Raw genomic sequence first — 24197 nt, 5'->3', positions numbered from 1 at the left:
GACTCTGGGTCCATGACTCAGACGCAGCCTCCCGTGACCCGGGCCTTCCGCACGGAGACGCGCAGCTTCGACTTCACGCCGCCCGGCCAGGCCGACCTGACCCGGTTGCTGGAGCTCGACGGACTCGAGCAGCTCCTGGCGATGCGGGCCGGCGAGATGCCGCCGCCGCCGATCATGGACACGCTCGGCTTCACCGACCTGCGTCCCGAGCCCGGCCGGGTGGTCGTCGAGATGCCGGCCGCCGAGTTCCACTACAACCCGCTCGGCACCGTCCACGGCGGCGTGATCTCCACGCTCCTCGACACCGCCGCGGCCTGCGCGGTGCACACGACCCTGGCGGCGGGGGAGCTCTACACCTCGGTCGACCTGACGGTGAAGTTCCTCCGACCGGTCACGGTCGACTCCGGGCTGCTGACCTGCGAGGGCACGGTGATCCAGCGCGGGCGGCGTACGGCCCTGGCACAGGCGCAGCTGACCGATGGCGGCGGCAGGCTGGTCGCCCACGCGACCTCGACCTGCCTCATCATGCGTGCGGACGGCTGACGGCCTCGCGAGCCAGCGGCACCACCCGGTAGGGGATCTGGGTCGCGAGCGCGATGACCGTCGTCGAGCGGTCGATGCCGGGCTCGGTCAGCACGAGGTCGATCACGCGCTGGAGGTCGGCGTTGGAGCGGGCCACCACCCGCGCCCACATGTCGCCGGCGCCGGTGATCGTGTACGCCTCGAGGACCTCCGGGATCCCGGCGAGGTGCCGGGCGACCGCGTCGTGGCCTCCCCTGTCGGACGATCCCTGCCTGATCTCGAGGGTCAGGAAGGCCGTCACGGGATAGCCGATCGCCTCCGGTGAGAGGTCGGGCCCCCAGCCGGTGATCACGCCCGCCGCGACGAGCTTGTCGAGCCGGGCCTGGACGGTGCCGCGGGCGATGCCGAGCCGGCGGCTCGCCTCGAGGACGCCGAGCCTGGGCTCGCTGGCGAAGATGTCGATCACCTTGCTGTCGATCTCGTCCATGGCGGCCTCGCGGTTGTGCAGGTTGTCCAGTGTTTTGTCGTACTGTTGCACACCTTGCCGCAAGTCGGCAGGGTTCGACCCATGACGACTGACATCGCCTCGACCGGTGGCGCCCTGACCGTGGACGAGATGAAGGCCGACCTCTCGCTGGAGCAGCTGCGCCAGCTCGTCGGCCTCGTGGAGTACGACGCCGAGGCCGACCCCTTCCCGGTGACCGGATGGGACGCGATCTGCTTCGTGGTCGGCAACGCGACCCAGGCCGCGCACTACTACGCCTCCGCCTGGGGCATGGAGCTCGTCGCCTACTCCGGCCCGGAGAACGGCAACCGCGACCACAAGTCGTTCGTGCTCAAGTCCGGCTCGATCAAGTTCGTCCTCAGCGGCGCCGTCTCGCCGGACAGCGAGCTCATCGCCCACCACGCCCGGCACGGCGACGGCGTCGTCGACATCGCCCTCGAGGTCCCCGACGTCGACCAGTGCATCGCCCAGGCCCGCAAGGCCGGCGCGACCGTCGTGCGCGAGCCGGAGAACCTCACCGACGAGCACGGCACCGTGCGCATCGCGGCCATCGCGACGTACGGCGAGACGCGGCACACCCTCGTGCAGCGCACGGTCGACGGCGAGACGTACGCCGGCCCCTACCTCCCCGGCTACGTCGCCGCCTCGCCGCGCTGGCAGAAGCGCGAGGGCCAGCCCAAGCGCCTGTTCCAGGCCCTCGACCACATCGTCGGCAACGTGGAGCTCGGCCGGATGGACGAGTGGGTCGGCTTCTACAACCGCGTCATGGGCTTCGTGAACATGGCCGAGTTCATCGGCGACGACATCGCCACCGACTACTCCGCGCTCATGTCGAAGGTCGTCGCCAACGGCAACCACCGGGTGAAGTTCCCCCTCAACGAGCCGGCCGTCGCCAAGAAGAAGTCGCAGATCGACGAGTACCTCGAGTTCTACAACGGTCCCGGGGCCCAGCACCTCGCGCTCGCCACCGGCGACATCCTCGCCACCGTCGACGCGTTGCGCGCCAACGGTGTGGAGTTCCTCAACACCCCGGACTCCTACTACGAGGACCCCGAGCTGCGCGCGCGCATCGGTGAGGTCCGCGTGCCCATCGAGGAGCTGCAGAAGCGCGGCATCCTCGTCGACCGCGACGAGGACGGCTACCTGCTCCAGATCTTCACCAAGCCCCTGGGCGACCGGCCGACCGTGTTCTTCGAGCTGATCGAGCGCCACGGCTCGCTCGGCTTCGGCAAGGGCAACTTCAAGGCGCTCTTCGAGGCCATCGAGCGCGAGCAGGACGCCCGCGGCAATTTGTAGTCTCCTCCCATGATGATCCGACCCGGCGAGCTCGCCGCGATCAGGGCCGGGACCGTCGACCTCGCCTTCCGTCGGTGGGCGAGGCCGCGGGTCGTCGTGGGCACCCGGATGCGTACGGGCATCGGGCTGATCGAGGTCACCTCGGTCGACCGGGTGGCCGTCGCGAGCCTGCGGGCCGACGACGCCAGGCGCGCCGGGGAGCCGTCGCTGGCCGCTCTCAAGCGGGCTCTCGCCGCGCGATCGGACGATCCCGCGTGGCGGATCGGGCTGGCGTACGCCGGTCCCGACCCCCGTGAGGCGCTGCGGGAGGCGGTCCCGGACGCCGACGAGATCGCCGCGGTCAACGCCCGGCTCGACCGGCTCGACGCCGCGTCCGCGTCCGGACCGTGGACCCGCGAGACGCTCGACCTGATCGACCTCAACCCGACCGTACGCGCCCCGGACCTCGCGGCCCGGGTGGGCCGCGAGACGGCCGACTTCAAGAAGGACGTCCGCAAGCTCAAGGAGCTCGGGCTGACCGAGTCGCTCGCGATCGGCTACCTGCTGTCCCCGCGTGGTGAGGCGGTCGTCGACGCCGGGCTCCCGGCACCGCGCGAGCGGGCCGCGCGCGAGGAGGGCACCCCGCTGCCCCGGAACATCGGTGCGCCCGCGACGCGTGCCCTGCGCGAGGCCGGGGTGACCACGCTCGAGCACGTCGCGACCCGTACGGCCTCCGAGCTGGCGGCGATGCACGGCGTCGGGCCGATGGCGATCACCCGGCTCCGCGAGGCGATGGCGGAGCGGGACCTGGGCTTCGCCGGCTGACCGGGCTGACCGTGCTGACCGGGCCGCCCGTCAGGAGGCCCAGGCCACCCGGGTGCCCGAGGCGAGGTCGTGCAGGGCGCGCCGGCCGGAACCGGCGGCCCACAGGTGGTCGAGAAGCTGCCACGCGAACGCGACGGCGAACAGGAGCACGATCGTGGCGGCTGACCCGCTGGCGAAGCCGACGGGGATGACCAGCCAGCCCGGTCCGAACTGGGTAAGCACCCGCCGCACGAGCGCGGACCACGACGGTCGTGCACCTCCGCTCGCCGACTCCACCCGCATCCCCAGCGAGAGCTTGCCGACGGTCGCCGAGCGGCTGCGGAGCATCGCCAGGTGGTAGGCCAGCGCGGCCAGCGCGGGGAGCAGGCCGACCCAGACCCAGCGCTCGCTCCAGGCCTGGAGCACGTCGGACCAGTAGGTCGCCAGCGCCGTGCCGGGCGGGTCGCCGACCATCCGCTCCTGGGCGACCCGGAGGTCTCGCTGGAAGTCGAGCTGGACGGGCAGCGTCACCAGCCAGCTCGCGGCCGCGACGATGAAGCCGTCGATCAGCCAGGCCCCAGCGCGTCGCCACCAGCCGGGCCGCCCGTCGTGCGGACCGGGTGGCCACCCGTGCGGTGTCCACCGGGTGCCGTCCCACCACCGGAGGCCGCCCGGTGGGCTCGGCCGCGGGTCGGCGTACCAGCCCGGAGGGGCCGGCCGCGGCTGCTCACTCACCGAGCGGGGCGCCGTCGCAGCAGTTGGCCTTCATGTGGCAGTGCGGGCACAGCCAACGGGTGGAGATGGGGTCGAAGTCTTTCCCGCAGAAGTCGCACGGCATGGTCCGGACGGTAGTACGCCCCACCCACGGGCGCGGGCGCGGCGCGCGGCCCGGACCTGCCCAGTAGGCGGTCAGTGAGCGAGGAGGCCCACGCCCAGGACGCCCATCAGCACCGCGATGCCCGAGTCGAGGACGCGCCACGCACTCGGGCGGGCGAAGAGTCCGCGCAGCAGGCGGGCGCCGTAGCCGAGGCCGAAGAACCACAGCACGCTCGCGACCAGGGTGCCGGCCAGGAACCACCAGCGGTCGGTGCCGAAGCTGTTGGCCACGGTGCCGAGCATGAGGACGGCGTCGAGGTAGAAGTGCGGGTTGAGCCAGGTCAGCGCCAGCGTCAGCAGCACCGCGCGACCAGCGGTCAGCGAGGAGCCCTCCCCGGCGTCGAGGCCGGTGGGCCGCCACGCCCGCATCGCGGCGTGCAGGCCGAAGCCGAGCAGGTAGACGCCACCGAGCACCTGCGCCACCGGGAGCACGGCGGGCCAGCGCTCGAGCACGACCCCGAGGCCGGCCACGCCCGCGGTGATCGCGACGACGTCGGAGAGCAGGCACGCCAGCACGATGGGCAGGACGTGCTCGCCGCGGATCGCCTGTCGCAGGAGGAAGGCGTTCTGGGCGCCGACGGCGACGATGAGGGCGAGTCCGGTGAGGAGACCGGTGAGTGCAACCTGGAACATGACGCCAACGGTAGGCGCGCAGTGATCCTCAATCCAGCGAATGATTTTGACGAATCATTAGGATGTCTAAGTATGAAAGACATCACCCAGCTGGACCCTGTGGCCCTGCGCACACTGGCCGTCGCCGTACGGCTCGGCACCTTCGAGGCGGCGGCCCGCGAGCTGCACGTGACCCCCTCGGCGGTCAGTCAGCGGATCAAGGCGCTCGAGACCCGGATCGGTCGCGTCCTCCTCCACCGGGTCAAGCCGCTGGAGCCCACGGAGGCGGGCCTGGTCCTGGTCCGCCTCGCCACCCAGACCGAGCTCCTCGAGCGCGAGGCGGTCGCCGAGCTCGTGGAGGAGGACGACGCCGACGGGACGTCGTACGCCTCGCTCCCCATCGCGGTCAACGCCGACGCGCTCTACGGCTGGTTCGTCGACGCGCTCGCCGAGGTCCAGACCCGGCACCGCGTGGTCTTCGAGGTGGTGCGCGAGGACCACACCCGCACCGCCGAACGGCTGCGTCGCGGCGAGGTGGTGGCGGCGATCACGGGGGAGCCCGAGCCGGTGCCCGGCTGTCGGGTCGTACGGCTCGGGCGGCTCAAGTACGCCGCGGTGGCCACCCCGTCCTTCCACGCCACCCACTTCGCCGACGGCGTCGGCTCGGCCACCTTCGCCGAGGCGCCGATCGTGGCCTTCGACCGCAGCGACTCGCTCCAGCACGACTTCGTCCGCCGGGTGACCCGTCGCCACCTCGCGCCGCCGGTGACCTACGTGCCGTCGGTGCGCGAGTTCGACCGCGCCGTACGGGTCGGCATGGGCTGGGGGCTGCTGCCGGAGTCGGACGTCCTCGACGAGATCGACCGCGGTGAGCTCGTCGAGCTGGTCCCCGGTCGCCGTCCCGAGGTGCCGCTGTTCTGGCAGCACTGGCGCCTCGGCTCGTCCCTGGTCGACGACGTCACCGAGGCCGTCGTCGGCGCGGCGCGGGCCTGGATGGCGGGTTGAGGTGCCGGGACGGGGCCGCGGGCGAGATGTCCGGTTCTCCTGACAGGTCCTCCCGCCGGTCCTAGGCTCCGAGCGTGATCGGGCACACCGCTCGAGCCGACCGGACGGGAGAGACCCAGTGGCACGTCGCAACCCCTCGTGGGAACGCGCCCTCGGCGCAGCCCTCGGTTCCGCCCTGCTGCTGACCCTCGGCGCCTGCGGCGGCTCCGGAGAGGCCGCGTCCACCGACGCCACGGACGTGCTGATGGAGGACGAGCAGCTCGAGGCCATGGTCACCCAGGTCGACAAGATGGGCATCGTCGAGTGGCACGGGCAGCTCCTCACCAAGAACCCCGACAACGGCGGCAAGCGGATCTTCGACCTCGACGGCCGCTACAGCCCCTCCACGGGCTACAGCGAGCTGTCGATGGACTCGGCGATCGACGGCAACAAGCAGCAGGTCGACTACCTCGTGGTCGCCGGGCGCACCTACTTCAACAGCGACGTCTGGGGCCCCAACGCTGCCGACTGCTGGGTCGACATCACCGACGACCAGGCCCGCAGCTGGGCCCTGCCCACGGATCTCGACCCGACCTGGCCGGTGTCGGCTGCCCGGGCGATCCGCCTCGCCGGCGACGGCGTCGCGGTCGGCGTACCGGCCAAGAAGGTGCTCATGGGCATGCCGCGCGGTCTCTTCCCGGACGTCCCCGCTGCTCTCGACGGCATCGAGGCCAAGGCCGTCGTCACGCCGCACGGGCACCTCATCGAGGTCGGGGTCGACGTGGTGAACATGTGGAACGAGCTCCCCGAGGAAGACCTGGCCGACATCGAGACCCGCAAGGCGGGCTGGTGGGCGATGACGATGAAGGAGTCGCCGGACGGCACCAGCGTCGCGCCCCCGAAGTACGTCTTCGACCCAGCCGTCACGCCGCCCAGCCAGTGCAAGCGGGTCTGACCCGCACCATCCCGCTCCGGCAGGCATGATCGACCCGTGCCCACCTACGTCGCCTTCCTGCGCGCCATCAACCTCGGCGCGCGGCGCAAGTTCCCGAAGGACGCGATCAGGGCTGCGACGGAGGCCGCGGGCGGCACCGACGTCGAGACCTACATCAACACCGGCAACGTCCGCCTGACCCACTCCGCGCGCTCAGTCGAGAAGGTCCGGGCGGCGCTCGAGGAGGCGTACGCCGCCGAGGCAGGCTTCGACGTCCCGACCGTGGTCTTCACCGCGCGCGACCTCGCGGCCCTGACCGCGCGCGGCGAGGAGCTGCACGCCGAGCACGCCCCCTCGGGCCAGCACTACGTGACGCTCTACCCGACCGCCCCGGGAGCGGCAGCGGTGGCGGCCCTGCACGCGCTCGAGCACGCGGGGGAGAGGGTGGTGGTCGACGGCCGGGCGGCGTACGTGATGCTCGACGGCGACATCCACACGTCCCGGCTGATGTCCTCGAAGGAGCTCACCGCACTCGGGCAGGGGACCGCGCGCACCATCAAGGTGCTGCGGACCGTCACCCAGAAGTGGTGCTGAGCGGCCGCCCGCTCACGCGATCTCGACGCCGGCGCCGGCCATCTCGGTGATCGCCGAAGCCGTGGAGTCCTCCGCGACACCGGCGCACATCGCGGTGAGCACGCGGGTGCTGAAGCCCTCCGCCGCGCTGTCGAGCGCCGTCGCGCGGACGCAGTGGTCGGTGGCGATGCCGCACACGTCCACCTCGTCGACGCCCCGCGAGCGCAGCCAGTCGGCGAGCGTCTCGTCGTCGGCCGTCCGGCCCTCGAAGCCGGAGAAGGCGGCCGCGTGCTCGCCCTTGTAGAACACCTCGTCGAAGGGCTGCGGGTCGAGGTTGGGGTGGAACGCCGCCCCCTCGGTGCCGACCTTGCAGTGCACCGGCCACGACTCGGCGTAGTCGGGCTTGACCGACCAGTGGTGCCCCGGGTCGACGTGGTGGTCCTTGGTCGCGACCACGACGTCGTACGGCGGCGCGTCGCCCGACCGGGCGTGCCACCGGTGCAGCAGGTCGTTGATCTCGGCCGCCACCCGCGCCCCGCCTGCGACGGGCAGCGACCCGCCCTCGCAGAAGTCGTTCTGCACGTCGACGACGATCAGGGCTCGGGCCATGGCTCCGAGACTAGCCGGGCGCGACGGCGGGGGTGCGTTCCTGTCGCGCCAACTCACGAGTTGGTCGACCAACCCGTGAGTTGGCAACTTGGGCAGGCAGATCCGGGCGAATTCGCCCCCCAAGTCGCCAACCGACGAGTCACAACGACGTCCGGATGCGGTCGCGCAGCACCGCCCGGCCAGCCGGAGAGAACAGCGACTTCTTCAGGAGTGCGTGCCAGGCCCGGATCCGGGACGGGTCGTGAGGTCGCCCGAGCGCCTCGTCGGCGTCCTTGAGGATGGTGATCGCCCGGTGCAGCACGTCGTGGGAGGTGTAGCCGCGGCGCTCCCACTTGTCGGTCGAGAGTCGTCGCTCGCGGCGGAGATCCTCTCGATGCTGCTTGGCGTCGCGGTGACCGTCGCCGTCGAACTCCGGGAGTCGTCGCGTGTCCACGATCCACAGGTCACTCCGCGCGATGAACCCGCCGTCTGCGCCGAGGATCCGGTGCTGCGCCACGACGGCCACGTCGCAGGCGCGGTGCAGCTCTCGGAGCCGGTCCTCGTCGTCCACGCTGAGGAGGCCACGGTGGCGCGCGCCCTCGATGAGACAGGTCAGGTCGAGCTCGTGGAGGTCTCGCGCGGAGACGAGGAGGCACTGGGCGGTGGTGTCGCAACGCAGCCCGTTGACGATCACAGGCGGCGGCGAGACGTGTCGGCGTACGACTCGCAGGCCGGGACGGACCGGTCGCGGCACTCCGTACGGAAGCGAGATCCAGACCGGGAGGTCGTCGTGCGGGGGCAGCCAGATCCCGTGCACGCCGGCCCCTGTGAGGTGGGTGAACGCGGCCTCGGGCGGCAGGGCGAGCTGCCACGCGTGCAGTGAGCCGGTGCGTACGTCCTCGGAGTCGGAGAGCCGGTACGCGTTGCGGGTCACGCGGGTCGCCCCAGCGGGTGCGCGGGTCGTACGGCTGGTGCGGAAGGCGTCCATGGGTCGCCAGCCTGCCGACGGCGGACGTTCCGCGACCACCCCGTGAGCCTGATCTGTGGACAGGCTCGCCGGGCTACTCCCGAGTTGGCTCACCCGCCCGTGAGTTGGCAGCTCGGGGACGGCCCCCGGCCCTCAGCCCGCGAAGACCGTCGGGATCACCGGCTCGCCTGCCGACATCATCGTCACGGCGCGCGGGAGCTCGGCGACCGAGGCGCGGTGCCGGGCGCGGGCCTCCTCGAGCGTCGCCCGACCGACCACCTCCCCGGCGCGCACCAGCGGCACCAGGAGCGGCCGGTCGCTCGTCCTGAGCCCCGTCGAAGGGTCACCGTCGTCCGCGGGCGCCTCGCCGATGCCGACCACCTCGGCCTCCGCGACGCCGGACGGGCCACGGCGGCGCAGGGCGTACTTGCGTCCGCCGACGGACACCTTGTCCAGGGACTTCTTCGCCACCGAGACCAGCTCGTTGTCCTCGCCCTCGCGCGCCACGAGCTTGTAGACGAAGCCGCACGTCGGGTGGCCCGACCCGGTGACGAGCTGGGTGCCGACGCCGTACGCGTCCACGGGCGCGGCGGCCAGCGCGGCGATGGCGTGCTCGTCGAGGTCGCTGGTGACCACGATCCGGGTGCCGGTCGCGCCGAGGCCGTCGAGCTGGGCCCGCACCTCACGGGCGATCTCGCCGAGGTCGCCCGAGTCGAGACGGACCGCGCCGAGGCCGGTCCCGGCGACCTCGACGGCCAGCGCGACCGCCTCGGCGACGTCGTAGGTGTCGACGAGCAGGGTCGTGCCGACGCCGAGGGTCTGGACCTGCGCCCGGAAGGCGTCGGCCTCCGCGTCGTGGAGCAGGGTGAAGGAGTGCGCGGAGGTGCCGGTGGACGGTACGCCGTGGCGCGCCCGCGCAGCCAGGTTGGAGGTCGCGTCGAAGCCCGCGACGTACGCCGCCCGCGCCGCCGCGACGGCCGCCTCCTCGTGGGTGCGGCGCGAGCCCATCTCGATGCACGGCCGGTCGCCGGCGGCGAGGGTCATCCGCGAGGCGGCCGAGGCGATCGCGGAGTCGTGGTTGTAGATGGAGAGCAGCACCGTCTCGAGCAGCACCGCCTCGGCGAAGGTGCCCTCGACCACGAGAAGCGGTGAGTGGGGGAAGTAGGCCTCGCCCTCGGCGTACCCCCAGACGTCGCCGGAGAAGCGGTAGGAGCCGAGCCAGTCGAGCAGGTCGGCGTCGACGACCCCCTCCAGCGCGGCCAGCGACGCCGCGTCGAACCGGAAGCACTCGATCGCGTCCAGCGCCCGGCCGACGCCCGCCACCACGCCGTAGCGCCTGCCCTCGGGCAACCGGCGCGGGAAGAGCTCGAAGACCGCCCTCCGGTCGGCGGTGCCCGACTGCCGCGCAGCCTGGACCATGGTCAGCTCGTAGTGGTCGGTCAGCAGCGCCGTCGACGTGTCGGGTGAGCTCGTCACGACCGACACTGTGCCACGATGGGAGGCGTGTCAGCCGCCAGTCCCGTAGAGGTCGAGCCGACCCAGACCCCCGACGAGATCACCTTCCTGGCCAAGCCGTGGGTGACCCTCGTGTGGGACGACCCGGTCAACCTCATGTCCTATGTGTCCTACGTCTTCCAGAAGTACTTCGGCTACGACAGGGCCAAGGCCGAGAAGCTCATGCTCGAGGTGCACGAGGAGGGCAGGTCGGTGGTCTCGACGGGCACCCGCGAGGAGATGGAGCGCGACGTCCAGGCGATGCACGAGTACGGACTCTGGGCGACGATGGAGAAGGCATCCTGAGGTGAGCGGCTTCGAACGGCACCGCAGGACCGGGAACGTGATCGCGACCTTCTCCGGGTTCGAGGCCGACCTCCTGCGCTCCCTGGCCTCGCAGATGGTCGAGTTGCTGCGCAACGAGCGCGCCGAGCCCGCAGCACCGACCGCCGATCCGTTCGAGGCGCTGATGGCGGAGTTCTCCGGTGCCACCACGATCCCCGAGGACCCGGTCCTGGCACGCCTGTTCCCCACGGCCTACCCCGAGGACGAGGAGGCCGCCTCCGACTTCCGCCGGTTCACCGAGGGTGGGCTCCGCGACGGCAAGGCGGCGGCGTCCGGCTCGATCATCGACGTCCTCGAGGAGGCCGGGCTGCCGCCCGAGCTGACCGAGGACGGCCTGGTCATCGACGTCGAGCTCTCCCACGGCGAGGCGGAGACGTGGATGCGTGCCTTCACCGACATCCGGCTCGCGCTGGCCACCCGCCTCGGGGTCGAGGCCGGCGACGAGCACTACTGGCACTCGCTGCCCGACGACGACCCGCGCGCCCAGGCGCACGACATCTACGAGTGGGTCGGCTACCTCCAGGAGACGATCGTCGAGGCACTGACGGCGTGAGCCCCGTCCCCGAGTTCATCCTCGCCATCCGGGAGAAGATCGGCAGCGACCACCCGCTCTGGCTGCCAGCCGTCACCGCCGTCGTGCGACGCGCGGACCAGGTGCTGCTGGTGAGGCGCTCCGACAATGGCCAGTGGACCCCGGTCACCGGCATCGTCGACCCCGGCGAGGAACCCGCAGTGGCCGCGGCGCGGGAGGTGACTGAGGAGACCGGCGTACGCGTACGGGTCGACCGGCTCGCCACGGCCGGCGCCCACCCGGAGATCGTGCACGCCAACGGCGACCGGGCCGCCTACCTCGACCTCACCTTCGCCTGCACCTGGCTGGAGGGTGAGGCCCGCGTCGCCGACGACGAGTCGAGCGACGTCCGGTGGTGGCCCGTCGACGGCCTCCCGCCGATGTCCGAGGTGATGCTCGCCCGCATCGACGCAGCACTGAGCGACGAGCGCGAGGCGCGGTTCGCCACTCCGGACGGCCAGGACGGCGCCGAGCCGCGGCCCGTCCTCAGGCCGCCGGCTCCGGTGCTCGGCGTCGACGCCTGCCCGGCAGGCTGGGTCGGCGTGGTCCTCGACCCCGCGCTGCGCGCCTCGGTCTTCGTCGCCGCCGACATCACGAGCCTGGTCGGGCTGGTCCGCGAGCAGCACGACGTGCACGTGGTCGCCGTCGACATCCCCATCGGCCTGCCGGACGACGGCGGCCGGCTCGCGGACGCCGAGGCGCGCCGCGTGCTGGTCGGCAAGGCGTCCTCGGTGTTCTCCACGCCGGTGCGCTCCGCGCTCGAGGCGGCGACCTACGCCGAGGCGCGCGAGGCCAACCTCGCCGCGACCGACGGGCGCACCAGCGTCAGCGCCCAGGCGTACGCACTGGGCGCCAAGGTGCTCGAGGTCGACGCCTGGGTCCGCTCCGGCCCCGGCGCGGAGGTGATCGAGGTGCACCCCGAGGTGAGCTTCGCCCGGATGGCCGAGGCCCCCGTGCTGGCCCGCAAGAAGGACCCCGACGGCGTCCGCGCCCGGCGCGAGGCGCTCGCCGCGCACGGCATCGGGGCGCCGCCGTGGTTCCGCGGGTCCGGGTTCGGCGAGGACGACCTGCTCGACGCCTGCGCGGTGGCCTGGACGGCCGGACGCCACGCGCTCGGGGTGTCGGAGTCGCTGCCGGGCGAGCCCGAGGTGTTCTCCGACGGGATCCCGGCCGCGATCTGGGTGTGAGGCCGCTCAGCCCGAGTGCGTGAGCACCCCGTAGCGCTCACGAGAGGCGAGCGCCCACCGGGAGACCGGCACCGTGACCAGCGCGACGGCGAGCATCAGGACGGCGAGCACGAGCCAGCCGGTCTCGCCCATCCCCACGCACAGCAGGGTCACGATCGGGGGCCCGATGACGGCGATGACGCTGAAGCCGAGGCCGGCGAAGCCCTGGTACTGGCCCTGCCGCTCGTGCGGGGCGAGCCCCATCTGCAGGCCCCACTGGCCGCCGGAGCCGATCATCTCGCCGACGACGTGGACCAGCGACCCGACGACGAGCACCGCGATCGCGAAGGTCGCGTCGCCGCGGTCGGCCAGTGCCACGATCGCGAAGCCGGCGGCGATCCACACCGCGCCCCGGACCAGCGCCCGTGCGCCGGCCTCGACCGAGTCGGCGCGGCGGGACAGGCGTACCTGGAAGAGCGCGACGCACGCGGTGTTGACGACCAGCAGGACCGCGACCATCACCGGCGGGGCGGCCGTGCGCTCGGAGATGTAGAGGGCCAGCCCGAGCTCCATCACGAAGAAGTGCAGCGAGAACAGCCCGGTCAGCGCGACGACGGCGACGTAGGGCCAGTCGCGCAGCACCGCGAGCCGCGGCTCGCCCTCGAGGCGTACGTAGGCGGGCAGGTCGGGCAGCCGGGTCGTGTTCCACGCGGCGAAACCGGTGAAGACGGCGTTGAGGACGAAGACCGAGACGTAGGCCCAGGTCTCGTCCACGACGAGGGCCGCACCGCCGAAGACCGACCCCAGGCCGATCGCGGTGTTGGTCACGGCGCGCAGGTACGCCTTGAACTGCACGCCGCGGCCGCCGGTCGCGAGCTGCGCGATCACGCCCTGCTGCACGGAGCCCGCCGAGCGCTCGAAGAGGGTGAGCAGGGCGAGCAGGGCCGCGAGCTGCCACGGCGTACGCGCCAGTGCGGGCAGCGCACTCGTGAGCGCGGCGCCGACCATGAAGACCGTCAGCACCCGGCGCGGGCCGTGGCCGTCGCCGAGCTGGCCGGCCGGGACCTGGACGAGGATCCCCACCACGGCGGCGACCGCGAGCGCGAGGGCGACCTCGGCGGCCGAGAAGCCGACCTGGCGGGTGAAGTAGAGCGCGCTGGTCGTCATGACCGCCCCGGCGCCGAACCGGTTGGCGAACGAACCGAGCGCCAGGACGCGCAGGTCGCGCTCGACGGGGATGCCCCGGCGCGTGAGCTGCGCGTGCGCGCGCGTCATCGACATGTCCTGCATCCCCCCAAGTCTCTCGACGTCAAGACTATGCGTTGAGACGTGGTCGGGTCACATCGATATCCGGCCTACCCTTGACGGCGTGCTGACCATCGACCAGGAGATCTACGACGCCATCGTGGCGCACGCCCGGCGCGACCACCCCGACGAGGCGTGCGGCGTCGTCGCCGGCCCGGAGGGCAGCGACCGCCCGGAGCGGTTCATCCCGATGGTCAACGCCGCAGGCAGCCCGACGTTCTACGAGTTCGACTCCACCGAGCTGCTCGCGCTCTACAAGGACATGGACGCCCGCGACGAGGAGCCGGTGGTCGTCTACCACTCCCACACCGCCACCGAGGCCTACCCCAGCCGGACCGACATCGGGCTCGCGAGCGAGCCGAACGCCCACTACGTGCTCGTCAGCACACGGGACAGCTTCGACGAGGACGGGGGGAATACTGAGGGCCCGGTGGAGTTCAGGTCCTACAGAATCATCGACGGAGTCGTGACCGAGGAAGAGGTCACGATCACGCCCCCGCAGACCGAGGAAGAGAGCACCCCCTGATGGCCATCGAGGTCCGGATCCCCACCATCCTGCGCACCTACACCGACGGCGCCAAGGCCGTCGACGGCACGGGCGGCAAGCTGTCCGAGCTGATCGACGACCTCGAGGGCAACCACCCCGGCATCAAGGACCGCCTGATCGACGACGGCGACCTGCGGCGGTTCGTCAACGTCTACATCAACGACGAGGACGTCCGCTTCATCGGCGGCCTCGACGCCGAGCTCTCCGACGGCGACCAGGTCGTCGTCCTGCCTGCCGTCGCCGGAGGCTGATCCCGGGCCGTGACCCGCTACGACGACCTGCTGGCCTCGGTCGGCAACACCCCGCTCGTGGGGCTGCCACGGCTCTCGCCGAGCCCTGACGTGCGGATCTGGGCCAAGCTCGAGGACCGCAACCCCACCGGCTCCATCAAGGACCGCCCGGCGCTGAAGATGATCGAGCAGGCGGAGAAGGACGGCACCCTCCGCCCCGGCTGCACGATCCTCGAACCGACCAGCGGCAACACCGGCATCTCCCTGGCGATGGCGGCCAAGCTCAAGGGCTACCGCATCGTCTGCGTGATGCCCGAGAACACCTCCGAGGAGCGTCGCCAGCTGCTACGGATGTGGGGCGCCGAGATCGTCTCCTCCCCGGCTGCCGGCGGGTCCAACGAGGCCGTGCGGGTCGCGAAGAAGATCGCGGCCGAGCACCCCGACTGGGTGATGCTCTACCAGTACGGCAACGAGGCCAACGCCCTGGCGCACGAGGAGACCACCGGTCCCGAGCTGCTCGCCGACCTGCCCGACATCACCCACTTCGTCGCCGGGCTCGGCACGACGGGCACCCTGATGGGGGTCTCCCGCTTCTTCCGCCGGGCCAGGCCGGACGTACGCATCGTCGCCGCCGAGCCGCGCTACGGCGAGCTCGTCTACGGCCTGCGCAACCTCGACGAGGGCTTCGTCCCCGAGCTCTACGACGCCTCGCTGATCGACTCGCGGTTCAGCGTGGGCCCGCGCGACGCCGTACGCCGGGTACGCGAGCTGCTCGAGCTCGAGGGCATCTTCGCCGGGATCTCGACAGGCGCCATCCTGCACGCCGCGCTCGGCCAGGCGGCCAAGGCGGTCAAGGCGGGGGAGTCCGCCGACATCGCCTTCGTGGTGTGCGACGGCGGCTGGAAGTACCTCTCCACGGGCGCCTACGAGGGCACCGTCGACGAGGCCGAGGACGCGCTCGACGGCCAGCTCTGGGCCTGAGGAGGGACGCCCCTCTTCTCGGCGGTTGTCGTCGGTGGTCGAGGTGCGAGCCCTTCGAGACGCCTCGTCCCTCGGCTCCTCAGGATGAACTCCGCGAGCCTCGAAACCACGTTCAACCTCGTGGGCCACGAACCGTCCACAGCCATGGCCAACTGTCGGACCCGACGACTACAATCGAGCACATGATCGAGACGCTGGCAGCCGGGGCACGAGGGGTCGCGGACGACCTCTCACCCGCCGACCTGCTCGCCACGATCAAGGCCTCCCGTGACGTCGAGAACTCCGAGGCTGCCCGCCAGCTCGCTCTCGCCGCCCGGTGGGCGGACCTGCACCCGCCGGAGTCGATCCACACGGCAGCGTCGTTCACGGTGTCGGGGTCGCAGCACGAGGAGCCCATCGCCGGGGAGGGTGCTCCGCTGGTGGCGGAGTTCTGTTGCGCCGAGCTCGGCACCACCCTCGGCATCACCACGACCGCGGCGAAGAAGCTCATCGGCCACGCCCTCGAGCTGCGCCACCGCCTCCCCCGGCTCTGGGCACAGGTCCACGCCGGGCAGGTGCCCGCGTGGCGGGCCCGGGCGATCGCGGACACCACGATCCACTCCTCACCCGCGTTGACTCGTGAGGCGGCCGGGTTCGTCGACGCGCAGGTCGCCGCCGTCGCCGGGCGGGTCGGGTCCGCGCAGCTCGACCGCCTCGTCGCCGAGACCATCAGGCGCTACGACCTCGCGACCGCCGACCCCGCGCAGGACCCCGAGGACGGCTACCTGCACGTCGACCCCCGCCACGTCACCGTCGACACCGAGGACGTGCACTACGCCGGCACCCTGCGGATCGAGGCCGAGGTCGACATCGCCGACGCCCTCGACCTCGACCGCGCCCTCGCCCACAAGGCCAAGGAGCAGCAGGCCCTCGGGTCGCTGCTGCCGCTCGACGCCCGACGGGCCAAGGCGCTCGGTGACCTCGCCCGGACCCAGACTGCTCTGGATCTCGCCGGCGGCGGCGCCGACCTGGAGGACACCGGCGCTGGCGGCGGCGACGCCGACGAGTCGCACCTGCCCGCCGCCCGCGCGGTCGTGATCCACGCCCACGTCGACGCCTCCTTCTCCGGCGACACCACCGTGTTCGGGCCCACCGGCCGCATGGAGAACGGCCAGCGCCTGGTCCTGCTCGAGCAGGTCCAGTCCTGGTGCGCCGACACCCGCACCGAGGTCACCATCAAGCCCGTCATCGACCTCAACACCACGCTGACCGCGCAGACGCGGAAGGTCCCGGCAACGATCCGCGAACACGTGATCCTGAGAGATCGCACCTGCGTGTTCCCGTTCTGCTCCCGCCCGGCACGGCGCTGCGACAGCGACCACATCATCCCGTGGGACGACGACGCCCACGCCGAGGGCCGACCGCAACCCGGCCCGACGACCACGAGCAACCTGGCCTGCCTGTGCCGGTTCCACCACCGCCTCAAGACCCACTCACCCTGGCGATACGCCATGGTCGCGCCCGGAGTGTTCGAGTGGACCTCACCGCACGGCCACCGCTACCGCCGCGACCACACCGGCACCACCAACCTCGAGCCACCAGAACCACCGGATGTGGCAGCCCCACCTGGCATCCCACGACCCCGCCGACGATGACCCCGCCCCACACCCTGCTCAGCACTCACGAGCGGGGCCACCGGCGCGCTCGGACCACTCCGGTGTGTCAGACGGGATCGGTGAACGACACCGGCTTGCCGGCTGCCCGGGCGTGGGCGATCTCCCGCCTCGTGGACTCGCCGACGTACCCGCCGGGGTTCACCACCAGGACGCGGTCAGCCAGGTCGATCTTGGCCAGGTGCAGTGCGTCCAGTGCGGCCTTCTGCTCGGCGGTCACCACCTCGCCCGCCCCCTCGTCCCCCTCGTCCGCCTCGCCCGGCGCGACGACGATGACACCGGCGAAGGTCAGGTCACGGTTCGCCGCGCGCATCTCCTCGGCGAAGCGCATCGAGCCGCAGAGGCAGACGATCTCAGGTCGTTCGAGCACGGCCCGGACCCTACCGCCGCACCGGGCGTAGGCTCCCGGCATGACCCGGCCCGCCCGCGCCTTCGTCGCGGTCGCGCTCGCCCTCACCCTGTTCGCCCCGTCCGCGGCAGCCTTCGAGGCCGAGGCGCGCGACCGGCGTACGCCGGGCGCGACGGAGCAGACCGCCGAGGCGTACGCCGTGCCGGTGCGCCGCCGCGTCACCTACTCGGTCACCACCCGGGGCCGGATCACGGCCTCGCTGAAGGTGTTCCGGCGCCAGGCGCAGGAGACCTTCGAGGACCCGCGCGGCTGGCGGGCGGGTGGGGTGCAGTTCCGCCGCGTACGCCGGGGCGGGGACTTCACGCTCGTGCTCGCCGCCGCCGGGACGTTGCCGTCCTTCGCGGCCGGCTGCTCCGTGCAGTGGTCGTGCCGGGTCGGGCGCCACGTCGTGATCAACCAGCTGCGGTGGGCGCACGCATCACCTGCGTGGAACGCGGCCGGCCGGTCGCTGCGCGACTACCGCCACCTGGTCGTCAACCACGAGACCGGGCACTGGCTCGGCCTCGGGCACGCGTCGTGCGGCGGAAGGGGCAGGGCGCCGGTGATGATGCAGCAGTCCAAGGGCACCGGCGGCTGCCGGTTCAACCCCTGGCCCCTGCCCGGTGAGGCCGCCGCGGTCAGGCGACGGTGATCACCGGGCGACGGACCACCGGGCCGGGGATCAGCGGCGATTGCCCCGGATCGCCACCGTGGCGACGTTCGGGGAGCCGATGACGAGCTCCCTGGACGACCCGGTCAGCAGCACGCGCAGGGTCTCGCGCCGCTCCGTCTCGGTGTCGTCGAGGATCCGCACCGGCACGTCGCGCTCCTTCTGGCCCGGTGCGAAGGTCACCTGCCCCTGCTCGTCGACGTAGTCCACGCCGGGCGTCGCGCTGCCGGCCTGGAGGCTCCAGGAGACCTGCACCGACGTGGTGGCGGGGGACTGCAGCTGCACGGGCACCCACACGGTGCGCTCGCGCTCCTCGGTCGACTGCCGGGTGCCGCCGAGGCGCACCTCGTTCTTGCTCAGCCACTCGATGCGCTTGGTGAGCCACTCGCCGAGGTAGGCGACCTCGCCGTCGAGGGTCTTCGCGTGGTGGGTCCACTCGAGGTCGCCCGACTCGTGCCACTGGCGCCAGTCGGCCTGCGCGGCCGGGGCGAGCGTCGCTGCTGCCGCGGGCAGCTGGGAGACCACCTCGCGCACGGCGGGACGCAGTCGCGCCCACCGGCTCTTGACCCGCGCCGAGAACGCGGGGTCCTCGAGCATCCGGGCGACCCAGTGACGTCCCTCGCGGGTGTGCCACACGTCCGGCGGTCCGTAGTCGCGCCACCGCGTCCCGGCGCTCAGGTCGAAGTCCCAGACCGGACCGAAGACGAACTTCTTGCCGGGGACCCAGCTGAAGTTGACGCTGGACTGGAAGTTGGAGTCCTGGTTGGAGAACAGCTCCTCGACGACGTACCAGTCGATGATGCGCTTGACGTTGACGTACTTGGCGTAGCCGCGGGTGGGGTGGGCGAACGACTTGCCGTAGAGGACCTTCTCGAAGCGCCGCACGGCGCCCCGCACCTCGCGGCGCTGCCGCTTGGTGATCTCGTCGGGGTCCTTGAAGGCGACGGCCGTGCCGTTGCCGGTGCGGAACCCCGGCTCGCCGTCCCTGAGGTAGCGCTTGTTCATCTCCAGGAGGTAGCCGTCGTCGGGCAGGTCGACGCGACCCTTCCCCTGCTCGACCTGCTCGGTGAGCATGTAGAGGCCCTGCACCTGGCCGTTCAGGACGACCTCGACGAAGCGGAAGCGCGGGGTCCAGGCCAGCCGCGTCTGCGCAGCCACGGCGAAAGCGGCCGCCGTGCGCAGGCCGCTGCGGTCGCCGTAGCCGGCGAGCAGCACCCACTCGTCGAAGGGCCGCGAGCCGATGAGCGCGGCGTCCTCCTCCAGCTTGAGCTTGTAGGGCTTCTTGGGCCAGCTCCACGTGGAGTTGCCGCGCCCGCGGACCTCGGTGACGTGGGTGACGCCGTCGATGGTCACGGTGCCGGGGACGTAGTCCTCGCGGCCCACCGCGACACCGCCGGTGTCGATGACGATCTGGGTCGTCGGAGCCGGCGGCCAGCCGACGGCGGCGGCGCTGTTGTCGGGCGCCTGCGGCGCGGCGGACGGGCGCCCGGAGGCGGGTGCCAGCAGGACAGTCGACGACGCCACGGCGAGCGCGGTCGCCACGGACAGGTGTCTCAGCACGGACAAGGGAGCCTCCACGGGGGATCAGTTCGCGAGTGAGACGTCGAGACCGAGCCCGGAGTTGTGCTCACTTCCGGGAACCGCGTCGAGGTCGAGCAGGTCCAGCGCGAGGTTGGCGAGGTCGCCGTTGCGTACGGGCTGCACGGGCTGGGCGTAGGTCGTGCGGCGGGTGCCGGGATCGCGGCGGTCGTCGGCGTTGAGGTCGTAGAGGTCGGCTCCGATCGCCACGCCGGGGCCGGCGACCATGAAGGCGATCCGGTAGTTGGCGAAGCGTCTCGCGTCGGAGTGGCTGTCGCCCAGGCCGCCGTGGTCGCTGGTCACGATGATCGCCGTGCCGGCGTCGAGCCCCGGGTCGGACTCCACGGCCGCCACGACGCCGCCCAGCAGGGTGTCGACCTGCTTCACCGAGCGCAGGTAGGGCCTCGACATGAAGCCCTTGGCATGGCCCACGTTGTCGGGCAGCGAGAAGTGCACGAAGCGGAAGGCGCGGTCGTGGTCGCGGAGGTCGCGCCGCACCGAGCGGGCCAGCAGGCCGTTGTCGAGCTGGATCCGGGTCTTGTCGATCGCCAGCGGCCAGCTGCGCTTCCACAGGGAGAACTTCGTCTTGCTCGCGAAGAGGGCGGTGGAGCCCCCGGCGGCGCTGATCGAGGTGAACACCGACTCGACCCGCCGTCCGGCGGCGGCCTGGACCGTCGCCGGACGGCGGCGGTCGTCGTTCCACGTCACGCCGTGACCGCCCGTCTCCGCCTCGATCCGACGGCCGGTGACCATGCCCGTGTGGTTGGGAAGGGTGAGCGTCTTCTCGTGCTCGGTGCGCGCGTTGAGGGTCGAGGCCCCCGACGCCATGAAGTCGTGCAGGTGCGGAGTGCCCTCGGGGCCGAGGATCCGCAGCGCCTCGGGGTTGAGGCCGTCGATCGAGATCGCGAGGACCGAGTCGATCGCGTCGTCCGCGGACACGCTGCGGGGGTCCGGCGGGATGCTGCTCGACGCCATCTGTGCCGGCGCCGACGTCAGGCACAACCCGACGGCTGCGCAGGCGATCACGGAGGCGAGCACGGAGCGAGGAGTCACCGCACGACCCTAACCCGGCACCCGCCGTGTGACCGGGACGACGCACGCGATGGCGTGACCGGCGGCGGGGCGAGCGCCTAGCCTGCTGCCTGTGCCGACCCCGACCCCGCGGATGACCGCCGATGCCCCCGTCGGCATCTTCGACTCCGGTTTCGGTGGCCTGACCGTCGCGCGCTCCGTGATCGACCAGCTGCCGCACGAGTCCGTGGTCTACCTCGGCGACACGGCCCGCCAGCCGTACGGACAGAAGCCGATCGGCGAGGTCCGCGAGTACGCCCTCGAGTGCCTCGACCACCTCTACGCGCAGGGCGTGAAGGCGCTCGTCATCGCGTGCAACTCCGCCAGCGCGGCGATGCTCCGCGACGCCCGCGAGCGCTACGACGTGCCCGTCGTCGAGGTGATCCTCCCCGCCGCGCGCCGAGCCGCCGCAGCGACGCGCAACCGTCAGGTCGGTGTCATCTGCACCCGGGCGACCGCGAGCTCCATGGCGTACGACGACGCGTTCGCCGCGGCCCCGCACCTCGACCTCCACATCCAGGCGTGCCCGCGCTTCGTCGACTTCGTCGAGCAGGGCGTGACCGGAGGCGACGAGCTCCTCGCCGCCGCCCACGACTACCTCGACCCGCTGGTGGCGGCCGGGGTCGACACTCTGATCCTCGGGTGCACGCACTACCCGCTCCTGACCGGGGTCATCTCCTACGTCATGGGTGACGAGGTCACGCTGGTGAGCTCGGCGGAGGAGTGCGCCAAGGACGTCTACAAGATGCTCGCGAGCACCGGGCTGATGCGCGCGGAGGGCGAGCCGGACTACACGTTCGCCACGACCGGCAGCCCCGAGGACTTCGCGACCGTCGGGCGACGCTTCCTCGGCGCCGAGCTGCTCAGCGCCAGCCAGTTCGCCGGTGGCGTCCGGTGAGCGACGGGATGAGGCTCACGATCGTCGGCTGCTCGGGCTCCTACCCCGGCCCCGACTCCGCGGCGAGCTGCTACCTCCTCGAGGGGGAGCAGGACGGCCGCACCTGGCGGATCCTGCTCGACCTCGGCAACGGCGCCCTCGGCCAGCTCCACCGCTACGTCGACCCGCTGACGGTCGACGCGGTCTTCCTCAGCCACCTGCACGCCGACCACTGCCTCGACCTCTGCGGCTACTACGTGATGCGCAAGTACCACCCGACCGGCGCGCAGCCGCAGATCCCCGTGTGGGGTCCGGCCGGCACGGCCGAGCGGATGGCCCGCGCCTACGACCTGCCCCCCGAGCCGGGGATGAACGAGGAGTTCCGGTTCCTCGAGCACCCCACGGGCGGCCGGTCGGTGGAGGTGGGCCCCTTCCGCATCGAGGCGCGCGAGGTGGTGCACCCGGTCGCGGCGTACGCGCTCAAGGTCACCGCCGGCGGCCGCGCCCTGGTCTACTCCGGCGACACCGGGCCGTGCTCCGCGCTCGACGAGCTCGCCGGTGGCGCCCACCTGCTCCTGGCCGAGGCGTCGTTCCGCAGCGGGGACGACAACCCGCCCGACCTGCACCTGACCGGTGCGGACTGCGGGCGCACGGCGTCGGTGGCGGGCGTCGAGCGCCTCGTGCTCACCCACGTCCCGCCCTGGCACGACCCGGCGGACGCCGCGGCCGAGGCGCGCGCCGAGTGGGCCGGGCCGGTGGACGTGGCCCGCGCCGGGACGACGTACGCGGTCTGACCGGCCGGGCCGGTCAGACGAGCCCGGCGTCGTGGACGACCATCGCGACCTGGACGCGGTTGGTGGAGCCGAGCTTGGTCAGCAGCCGCGACACGTGCGACTTCACCGTGGGGATGGAGAGGTAGAGCTCCGAGGCGATCTCGGAGTTGCTCAGCCCGCGCCCGACGCAGACCGCGACCTCGAGCTCGCGCTCGGTGAGCACGGTCAGCCGGTCCGCCGCGGAGGTCGTGCGGTCGTCGGGGGTGGTGCTGCGCAGGCGCGAGACGAGGCTGCGTGTCGCCGACGGCGACAGCATCGCGTCGCCCGCCGCCACCGTCCGGATGGCACCGACGATGTCGCCGGGCGGGGTGTCCTTGAGCAGGAAGCCGTCGGCCCCGGAGGCCACTGCGCGCAGGACGTGGTCGTCGGCGTCGAAGGTGGTCAGCACGACGACGGCGGGCGGCGACGGTCGCGAGTGGAGCACCCGGGTCGCCTCGAGGCCGTCCATCACGGGCATCCGGATGTCCATCAGGACGACGTCGGGCTCCGTCTGCGACACCAGGGCGAGGCCTGCCTCCCCGTTGGGGGCCTCGCCGACCACCTCGATGTCGGACTGGCCGCCGAGCATCAGCGACAGCGCGGAGCGGACCAGCGGGTCGTCGTCTACGAGCAGCACGCGGATCACGCCGACCACGGTAGCCAAGCCTCCAGCACGAACCTCGAGCCGTCAGTGCGCTGGTGCAGCCGGCCACCGCGCAGCTCGGCACGCTCGCGGAGGCCGACCAGTCCGAGGCCGGCGCCCGGCGTCTTGCTCGTACGCCCGCTGACCGGGTTCGACACGACCACGGTGATGCCGCTGCTCGGGTCACCGCTGGAACGGATCGCGACCTCGGCGCCGGGGGCGTGCTTGCGCACGTTGGTGATGCCCTCCTGCACGATCCGGTAGACGGTGCGGCCGGTGGCCGGCGGCACGGGGACGGAGGCGTCCAGGTCGTCGGAGTAGGCGATGTCCATCCCGAACGACACCTCCTCCGCGACGAGGGCCGCGATGTCGTCGTACGTCGGCTGCGGGCGCGCGGTCGGGGGTCCCGGGTCGGCCGCGCGGAGGACGCCCAGCACGTCGCGCAGCTCGTGGAGCGCGTCGTTGGCCTGCCGCTGGATGTCCCCGAGCCCCTCGCGCAACCGGTCGCCGGCGAGGTCGTCGCGGAAGGCGAGGGCGCCCGCGTGCATGGACACCTGCGTGATCCGGTGCGCGAGGACGTCGTGCATCTCGCGCGCGATGCGCGCGCGCTCGGTGGAGCGCGCCTGGGTGAGCCGCAGCTCCTGCTCCAGCTCGGCCCGCTCCGCGCGGTTGCGCAGGCTCCAGAGGAGCTCTCGGCGCGAGCCGATGTAGAGGCCCCACCCCATCATCCCGGCGTTGACGGTGAGGTTGACGAGGGTGGTGATGCGGTAGTCGTTGTCCGGGATCGGGGCGAGGGTCGTCCAGGTCTGTGCTGCCAGGAAGTTCGTGGTGCCGACCAGCACGACCTCGCGGAAGCGGCGCCGGGTCGCGACGGAGACGGCCGCCAGCGTGGCGGGTCCGGCCGCGATCCCCGAGAACGCGCTCATCGCTGCGATCACCAGCGCGATGCGGACGGGTTCGCGGCGCCGGAAGTGGACCAGCACGAAGGCGCCGGCGCCGAGGACGACCTCGGCGGCGAAGAGCAGGCGGTTCTCCCGCCACTCGATCCCGGCCACCGTCTGCCAGACCGCCGCGGAGAAGACGAGGCAGATCGCGTAGCGCCATGCGTGGGACACCCAGGTCAGGTCGGGCCGGGTGTCGGGGACGGTCGCTCGCGGCTCCACGGGCGTCAGCGTAGCCAGCAGATCTCCTACTTTGGTCTGCGTTGGCATGGCCACAGGACCGATG

Annotated in this window: 28 protein-coding genes; 16 read left to right on the top strand and 12 right to left on the bottom strand. The window is 72.2% G+C overall.

What is annotated here, in order from left to right:
* The first annotated feature begins 12 nt into the window (after positions 1–12).
* Entirely contained in the window at positions 13–543 is a 531-nt protein-coding gene (locus EXE59_RS23195; RefSeq protein ID WP_135841002.1) for a PaaI family thioesterase, read from the top strand.
* Here the strand turns inward: EXE59_RS23195 and EXE59_RS23190 are convergent.
* Entirely contained in the window at positions 524–1009 is a 486-nt protein-coding gene (locus EXE59_RS23190; protein WP_135841001.1) for an Lrp/AsnC family transcriptional regulator, read from the bottom strand. The two genes, EXE59_RS23195 and EXE59_RS23190, sit on opposite strands and share 20 nt — an antisense overlap.
* Positions 1010–1090: 81 nt before the next feature.
* On the opposite strand from EXE59_RS23190, the gene hppD reads away from it, so the two are divergent.
* Both hppD and EXE59_RS23180 read left to right on the top strand, forming a co-directional pair.
* Complete coding sequence (hppD, locus tag EXE59_RS23185; protein WP_135841000.1) at positions 1091–2323, top strand: 4-hydroxyphenylpyruvate dioxygenase; 1233 nt, start codon at positions 1091–1093, stop codon at positions 2321–2323.
* Between the two features lie 9 nt (positions 2324–2332).
* Positions 2333–3127, top strand: coding sequence for a hypothetical protein (locus EXE59_RS23180; RefSeq protein WP_135840999.1), 795 nt, complete (start codon positions 2333–2335; stop codon positions 3125–3127).
* A gap of 30 nt (positions 3128–3157) precedes the next feature.
* Here the strand turns inward: EXE59_RS23180 and EXE59_RS23175 are convergent, their stop codons facing one another.
* Both EXE59_RS23175 and EXE59_RS23170 read right to left on the bottom strand, forming a co-directional pair.
* Positions 3158–3841 (bottom strand): RDD family protein, encoded by a 684-nt coding sequence (locus EXE59_RS23175; RefSeq protein ID WP_135840998.1) that lies wholly within the window; start codon positions 3839–3841, stop codon positions 3158–3160.
* 174 nt (positions 3842–4015) lie between these two features.
* The gene (locus tag EXE59_RS23170; RefSeq protein WP_135840997.1) at positions 4016–4615 is read right to left on the bottom strand and encodes a LysE/ArgO family amino acid transporter; all 600 of its coding nucleotides are present in this window, start codon (positions 4613–4615) and stop codon (positions 4016–4018) included.
* Between the two features lie 72 nt (positions 4616–4687).
* Here EXE59_RS23170 and EXE59_RS23165 point away from each other — a divergent pair, with 72 nt between their 5' ends.
* From EXE59_RS23165 to EXE59_RS23155, 3 genes are all read left to right on the top strand, one after another.
* Positions 4688–5599 (top strand): LysR family transcriptional regulator ArgP, encoded by a 912-nt coding sequence (locus tag EXE59_RS23165; protein WP_135840996.1) that lies wholly within the window; start codon positions 4688–4690, stop codon positions 5597–5599.
* Positions 5600–5717: 118 nt separating this feature from the next.
* Entirely contained in the window at positions 5718–6533 is an 816-nt protein-coding gene (locus EXE59_RS23160; RefSeq protein WP_135840995.1) for a hypothetical protein, read from the top strand.
* A 36-nt stretch (positions 6534–6569) separates the two neighbouring features.
* Entirely contained in the window at positions 6570–7106 is a 537-nt protein-coding gene (locus tag EXE59_RS23155; RefSeq protein ID WP_135840994.1) for a DUF1697 domain-containing protein, read from the top strand.
* 12 nt (positions 7107–7118) lie between these two features.
* On the opposite strand, the gene EXE59_RS23150 is transcribed toward EXE59_RS23155, so the two are convergent.
* The 3 genes from EXE59_RS23150 to EXE59_RS23140 all read right to left on the bottom strand — a co-directional run bounded on the left by EXE59_RS23150 (position 7119) and on the right by EXE59_RS23140 (position 10116).
* Positions 7119–7694, bottom strand: coding sequence for an isochorismatase family protein (locus EXE59_RS23150; RefSeq protein WP_135840993.1), 576 nt, complete (start codon positions 7692–7694; stop codon positions 7119–7121).
* A 139-nt stretch (positions 7695–7833) separates the two neighbouring features.
* Positions 7834–8661, bottom strand: coding sequence for a hypothetical protein (locus EXE59_RS23145; RefSeq protein ID WP_135840992.1), 828 nt, complete (start codon positions 8659–8661; stop codon positions 7834–7836).
* 132 nt (positions 8662–8793) lie between these two features.
* The gene (locus tag EXE59_RS23140; protein ID WP_210429113.1) at positions 8794–10116 is read right to left on the bottom strand and encodes a nicotinate phosphoribosyltransferase; all 1323 of its coding nucleotides are present in this window, start codon (positions 10114–10116) and stop codon (positions 8794–8796) included.
* Between the two features lie 18 nt (positions 10117–10134).
* Between EXE59_RS23140 and clpS the strand changes: the two genes are divergently transcribed.
* The 3 genes from clpS to EXE59_RS23125 are packed head-to-tail and all read left to right on the top strand — an operon-like array spanning position 10135 to position 12237.
* Positions 10135–10440: an ATP-dependent Clp protease adapter ClpS gene (gene clpS, locus EXE59_RS23135; protein ID WP_135840990.1), complete on the top strand. Its 306-nt coding sequence runs from the start codon at positions 10135–10137 to the stop codon at positions 10438–10440.
* 1 nt (position 10441) lies between these two features.
* Complete coding sequence (locus EXE59_RS23130; protein ID WP_135840989.1) at positions 10442–11032, top strand: DUF2017 domain-containing protein; 591 nt, start codon at positions 10442–10444, stop codon at positions 11030–11032.
* Positions 11029–12237 (top strand): DUF429 domain-containing protein, encoded by a 1209-nt coding sequence (locus EXE59_RS23125; protein ID WP_135840988.1) that lies wholly within the window; start codon positions 11029–11031, stop codon positions 12235–12237. Before EXE59_RS23130 ends, EXE59_RS23125 begins: the two co-directional genes overlap by 4 nt.
* A gap of 6 nt (positions 12238–12243) precedes the next feature.
* Here the strand turns inward: EXE59_RS23125 and EXE59_RS23120 are convergent, their stop codons facing one another.
* Entirely contained in the window at positions 12244–13497 is a 1254-nt protein-coding gene (locus EXE59_RS23120; protein WP_168218652.1) for an MFS transporter, read from the bottom strand.
* Between the two features lie 88 nt (positions 13498–13585).
* On the opposite strand from EXE59_RS23120, the gene EXE59_RS23115 reads away from it, so the two are divergent.
* The 4 genes from EXE59_RS23115 to EXE59_RS23100 all read left to right on the top strand — a co-directional run bounded on the left by EXE59_RS23115 (position 13586) and on the right by EXE59_RS23100 (position 16913).
* On the top strand, positions 13586–14047 hold the full coding sequence (locus EXE59_RS23115; protein ID WP_135840986.1) for a M67 family metallopeptidase: 462 nt from the start codon (positions 13586–13588) through the stop codon (positions 14045–14047).
* On the top strand, positions 14047–14319 hold the full coding sequence (locus EXE59_RS23110; protein ID WP_135840985.1) for a MoaD/ThiS family protein: 273 nt from the start codon (positions 14047–14049) through the stop codon (positions 14317–14319). The genes EXE59_RS23115 and EXE59_RS23110 overlap by 1 nt, the downstream gene beginning before the upstream one ends.
* A 9-nt stretch (positions 14320–14328) precedes the next feature.
* A complete protein-coding gene (locus EXE59_RS23105) occupies positions 14329–15279 on the top strand; it encodes a PLP-dependent cysteine synthase family protein (protein WP_135840984.1) in 951 nt (316 codons plus the stop codon).
* Between the two features lie 182 nt (positions 15280–15461).
* Positions 15462–16913, top strand: a complete 1452-nt coding sequence (locus EXE59_RS23100) for an HNH endonuclease signature motif containing protein (RefSeq protein WP_135840983.1) — start codon at positions 15462–15464, stop codon at positions 16911–16913.
* A gap of 67 nt (positions 16914–16980) precedes the next feature.
* Here the strand turns inward: EXE59_RS23100 and EXE59_RS23095 are convergent, their stop codons facing one another.
* Positions 16981–17301: a hypothetical protein gene (locus EXE59_RS23095; protein ID WP_135840982.1), complete on the bottom strand. Its 321-nt coding sequence runs from the start codon at positions 17299–17301 to the stop codon at positions 16981–16983.
* 40 nt (positions 17302–17341) lie between these two features.
* On the opposite strand from EXE59_RS23095, the gene EXE59_RS23090 reads away from it, so the two are divergent.
* Positions 17342–17971 carry a DUF3152 domain-containing protein gene (locus EXE59_RS23090; protein ID WP_135840981.1) on the top strand — a complete coding sequence of 210 codons (630 nt, stop codon included), beginning with the start codon at positions 17342–17344 and terminating at the stop codon, positions 17969–17971.
* Positions 17972–18001: 30 nt separating this feature from the next.
* On the opposite strand, the gene EXE59_RS23085 is transcribed toward EXE59_RS23090, so the two are convergent.
* Positions 18002–19549, bottom strand: coding sequence for a CotH kinase family protein (locus tag EXE59_RS23085; protein WP_168218651.1), 1548 nt, complete (start codon positions 19547–19549; stop codon positions 18002–18004).
* Positions 19550–19573: 24 nt separating this feature from the next.
* A complete protein-coding gene (locus tag EXE59_RS23080) occupies positions 19574–20620 on the bottom strand; it encodes an alkaline phosphatase family protein (protein WP_135840979.1) in 1047 nt (348 codons plus the stop codon).
* A 112-nt stretch (positions 20621–20732) separates the two neighbouring features.
* Here EXE59_RS23080 and murI point away from each other — a divergent pair, with 112 nt between their 5' ends.
* Complete coding sequence (gene murI / locus EXE59_RS23075; RefSeq protein WP_135841491.1) at positions 20733–21536, top strand: glutamate racemase; 804 nt, start codon at positions 20733–20735, stop codon at positions 21534–21536.
* An 8-nt stretch (positions 21537–21544) separates the two neighbouring features.
* On the top strand, positions 21545–22309 hold the full coding sequence (locus EXE59_RS23070) for an MBL fold metallo-hydrolase (protein ID WP_135840978.1): 765 nt from the start codon (positions 21545–21547) through the stop codon (positions 22307–22309).
* Between the two features lie 13 nt (positions 22310–22322).
* Here EXE59_RS23070 and EXE59_RS23065 read toward each other — a convergent pair whose 3' ends face one another.
* Both EXE59_RS23065 and EXE59_RS23060 read right to left on the bottom strand, forming a co-directional pair.
* Positions 22323–22973 (bottom strand): response regulator, encoded by a 651-nt coding sequence (locus tag EXE59_RS23065; protein ID WP_210429111.1) that lies wholly within the window; start codon positions 22971–22973, stop codon positions 22323–22325.
* On the bottom strand, positions 22970–24133 hold the full coding sequence (locus EXE59_RS23060; RefSeq protein WP_246057009.1) for a sensor histidine kinase: 1164 nt from the start codon (positions 24131–24133) through the stop codon (positions 22970–22972). Before EXE59_RS23060 ends, EXE59_RS23065 begins: the two co-directional genes overlap by 4 nt.
* Between the last annotated feature and the right edge of the window lie 64 nt (positions 24134–24197).

The organism is Nocardioides eburneiflavus (assembly GCF_004785795.1).
GTDB lineage: Bacteria > Actinomycetota > Actinomycetes > Propionibacteriales > Nocardioidaceae > Nocardioides > Nocardioides eburneiflavus.
Note: the sequence above shows the minus strand (reverse complement) of the source record. Positions and strands in the feature narration are given on the sequence as shown.

What these genes read in the sequence shown, in the direction of transcription:
- EXE59_RS23195 (WP_135841002.1), top strand. Translation starts at nt 13, where the DNA reads ATGACTCAGACGCAGCCTCCCGTGACCCGGGCCTTCCGCACGGAGACG.
- EXE59_RS23190 (WP_135841001.1), bottom strand. Translation starts at nt 1,009, where the DNA reads ATGGACGAGATCGACAGCAAGGTGATCGACATCTTCGCCAGCGAGCCC.
- hppD (WP_135841000.1), top strand. Translation starts at nt 1,091, where the DNA reads ATGACGACTGACATCGCCTCGACCGGTGGCGCCCTGACCGTGGACGAG.
- EXE59_RS23180 (WP_135840999.1), top strand. Translation starts at nt 2,333, where the DNA reads ATGATGATCCGACCCGGCGAGCTCGCCGCGATCAGGGCCGGGACCGTC.
- EXE59_RS23170 (WP_135840997.1), bottom strand. Translation starts at nt 4,615, where the DNA reads ATGTTCCAGGTTGCACTCACCGGTCTCCTCACCGGACTCGCCCTCATC.
- EXE59_RS23165 (WP_135840996.1), top strand. Translation starts at nt 4,688, where the DNA reads ATGAAAGACATCACCCAGCTGGACCCTGTGGCCCTGCGCACACTGGCC.
- EXE59_RS23150 (WP_135840993.1), bottom strand. Translation starts at nt 7,694, where the DNA reads ATGGCCCGAGCCCTGATCGTCGTCGACGTGCAGAACGACTTCTGCGAG.
- EXE59_RS23145 (WP_135840992.1), bottom strand. Translation starts at nt 8,661, where the DNA reads ATGGACGCCTTCCGCACCAGCCGTACGACCCGCGCACCCGCTGGGGCG.
- clpS (WP_135840990.1), top strand. Translation starts at nt 10,135, where the DNA reads ATGGGAGGCGTGTCAGCCGCCAGTCCCGTAGAGGTCGAGCCGACCCAG.
- EXE59_RS23120 (WP_168218652.1), bottom strand. Translation starts at nt 13,497, where the DNA reads ATGTCGATGACGCGCGCGCACGCGCAGCTCACGCGCCGGGGCATCCCC.
- EXE59_RS23110 (WP_135840985.1), top strand. Translation starts at nt 14,047, where the DNA reads ATGGCCATCGAGGTCCGGATCCCCACCATCCTGCGCACCTACACCGAC.
- EXE59_RS23100 (WP_135840983.1), top strand. Translation starts at nt 15,462, where the DNA reads ATGATCGAGACGCTGGCAGCCGGGGCACGAGGGGTCGCGGACGACCTC.
- EXE59_RS23090 (WP_135840981.1), top strand. Translation starts at nt 17,342, where the DNA reads ATGACCCGGCCCGCCCGCGCCTTCGTCGCGGTCGCGCTCGCCCTCACC.
- murI (WP_135841491.1), top strand. Translation starts at nt 20,733, where the DNA reads ATGACCGCCGATGCCCCCGTCGGCATCTTCGACTCCGGTTTCGGTGGC.
- EXE59_RS23070 (WP_135840978.1), top strand. Translation starts at nt 21,545, where the DNA reads ATGAGGCTCACGATCGTCGGCTGCTCGGGCTCCTACCCCGGCCCCGAC.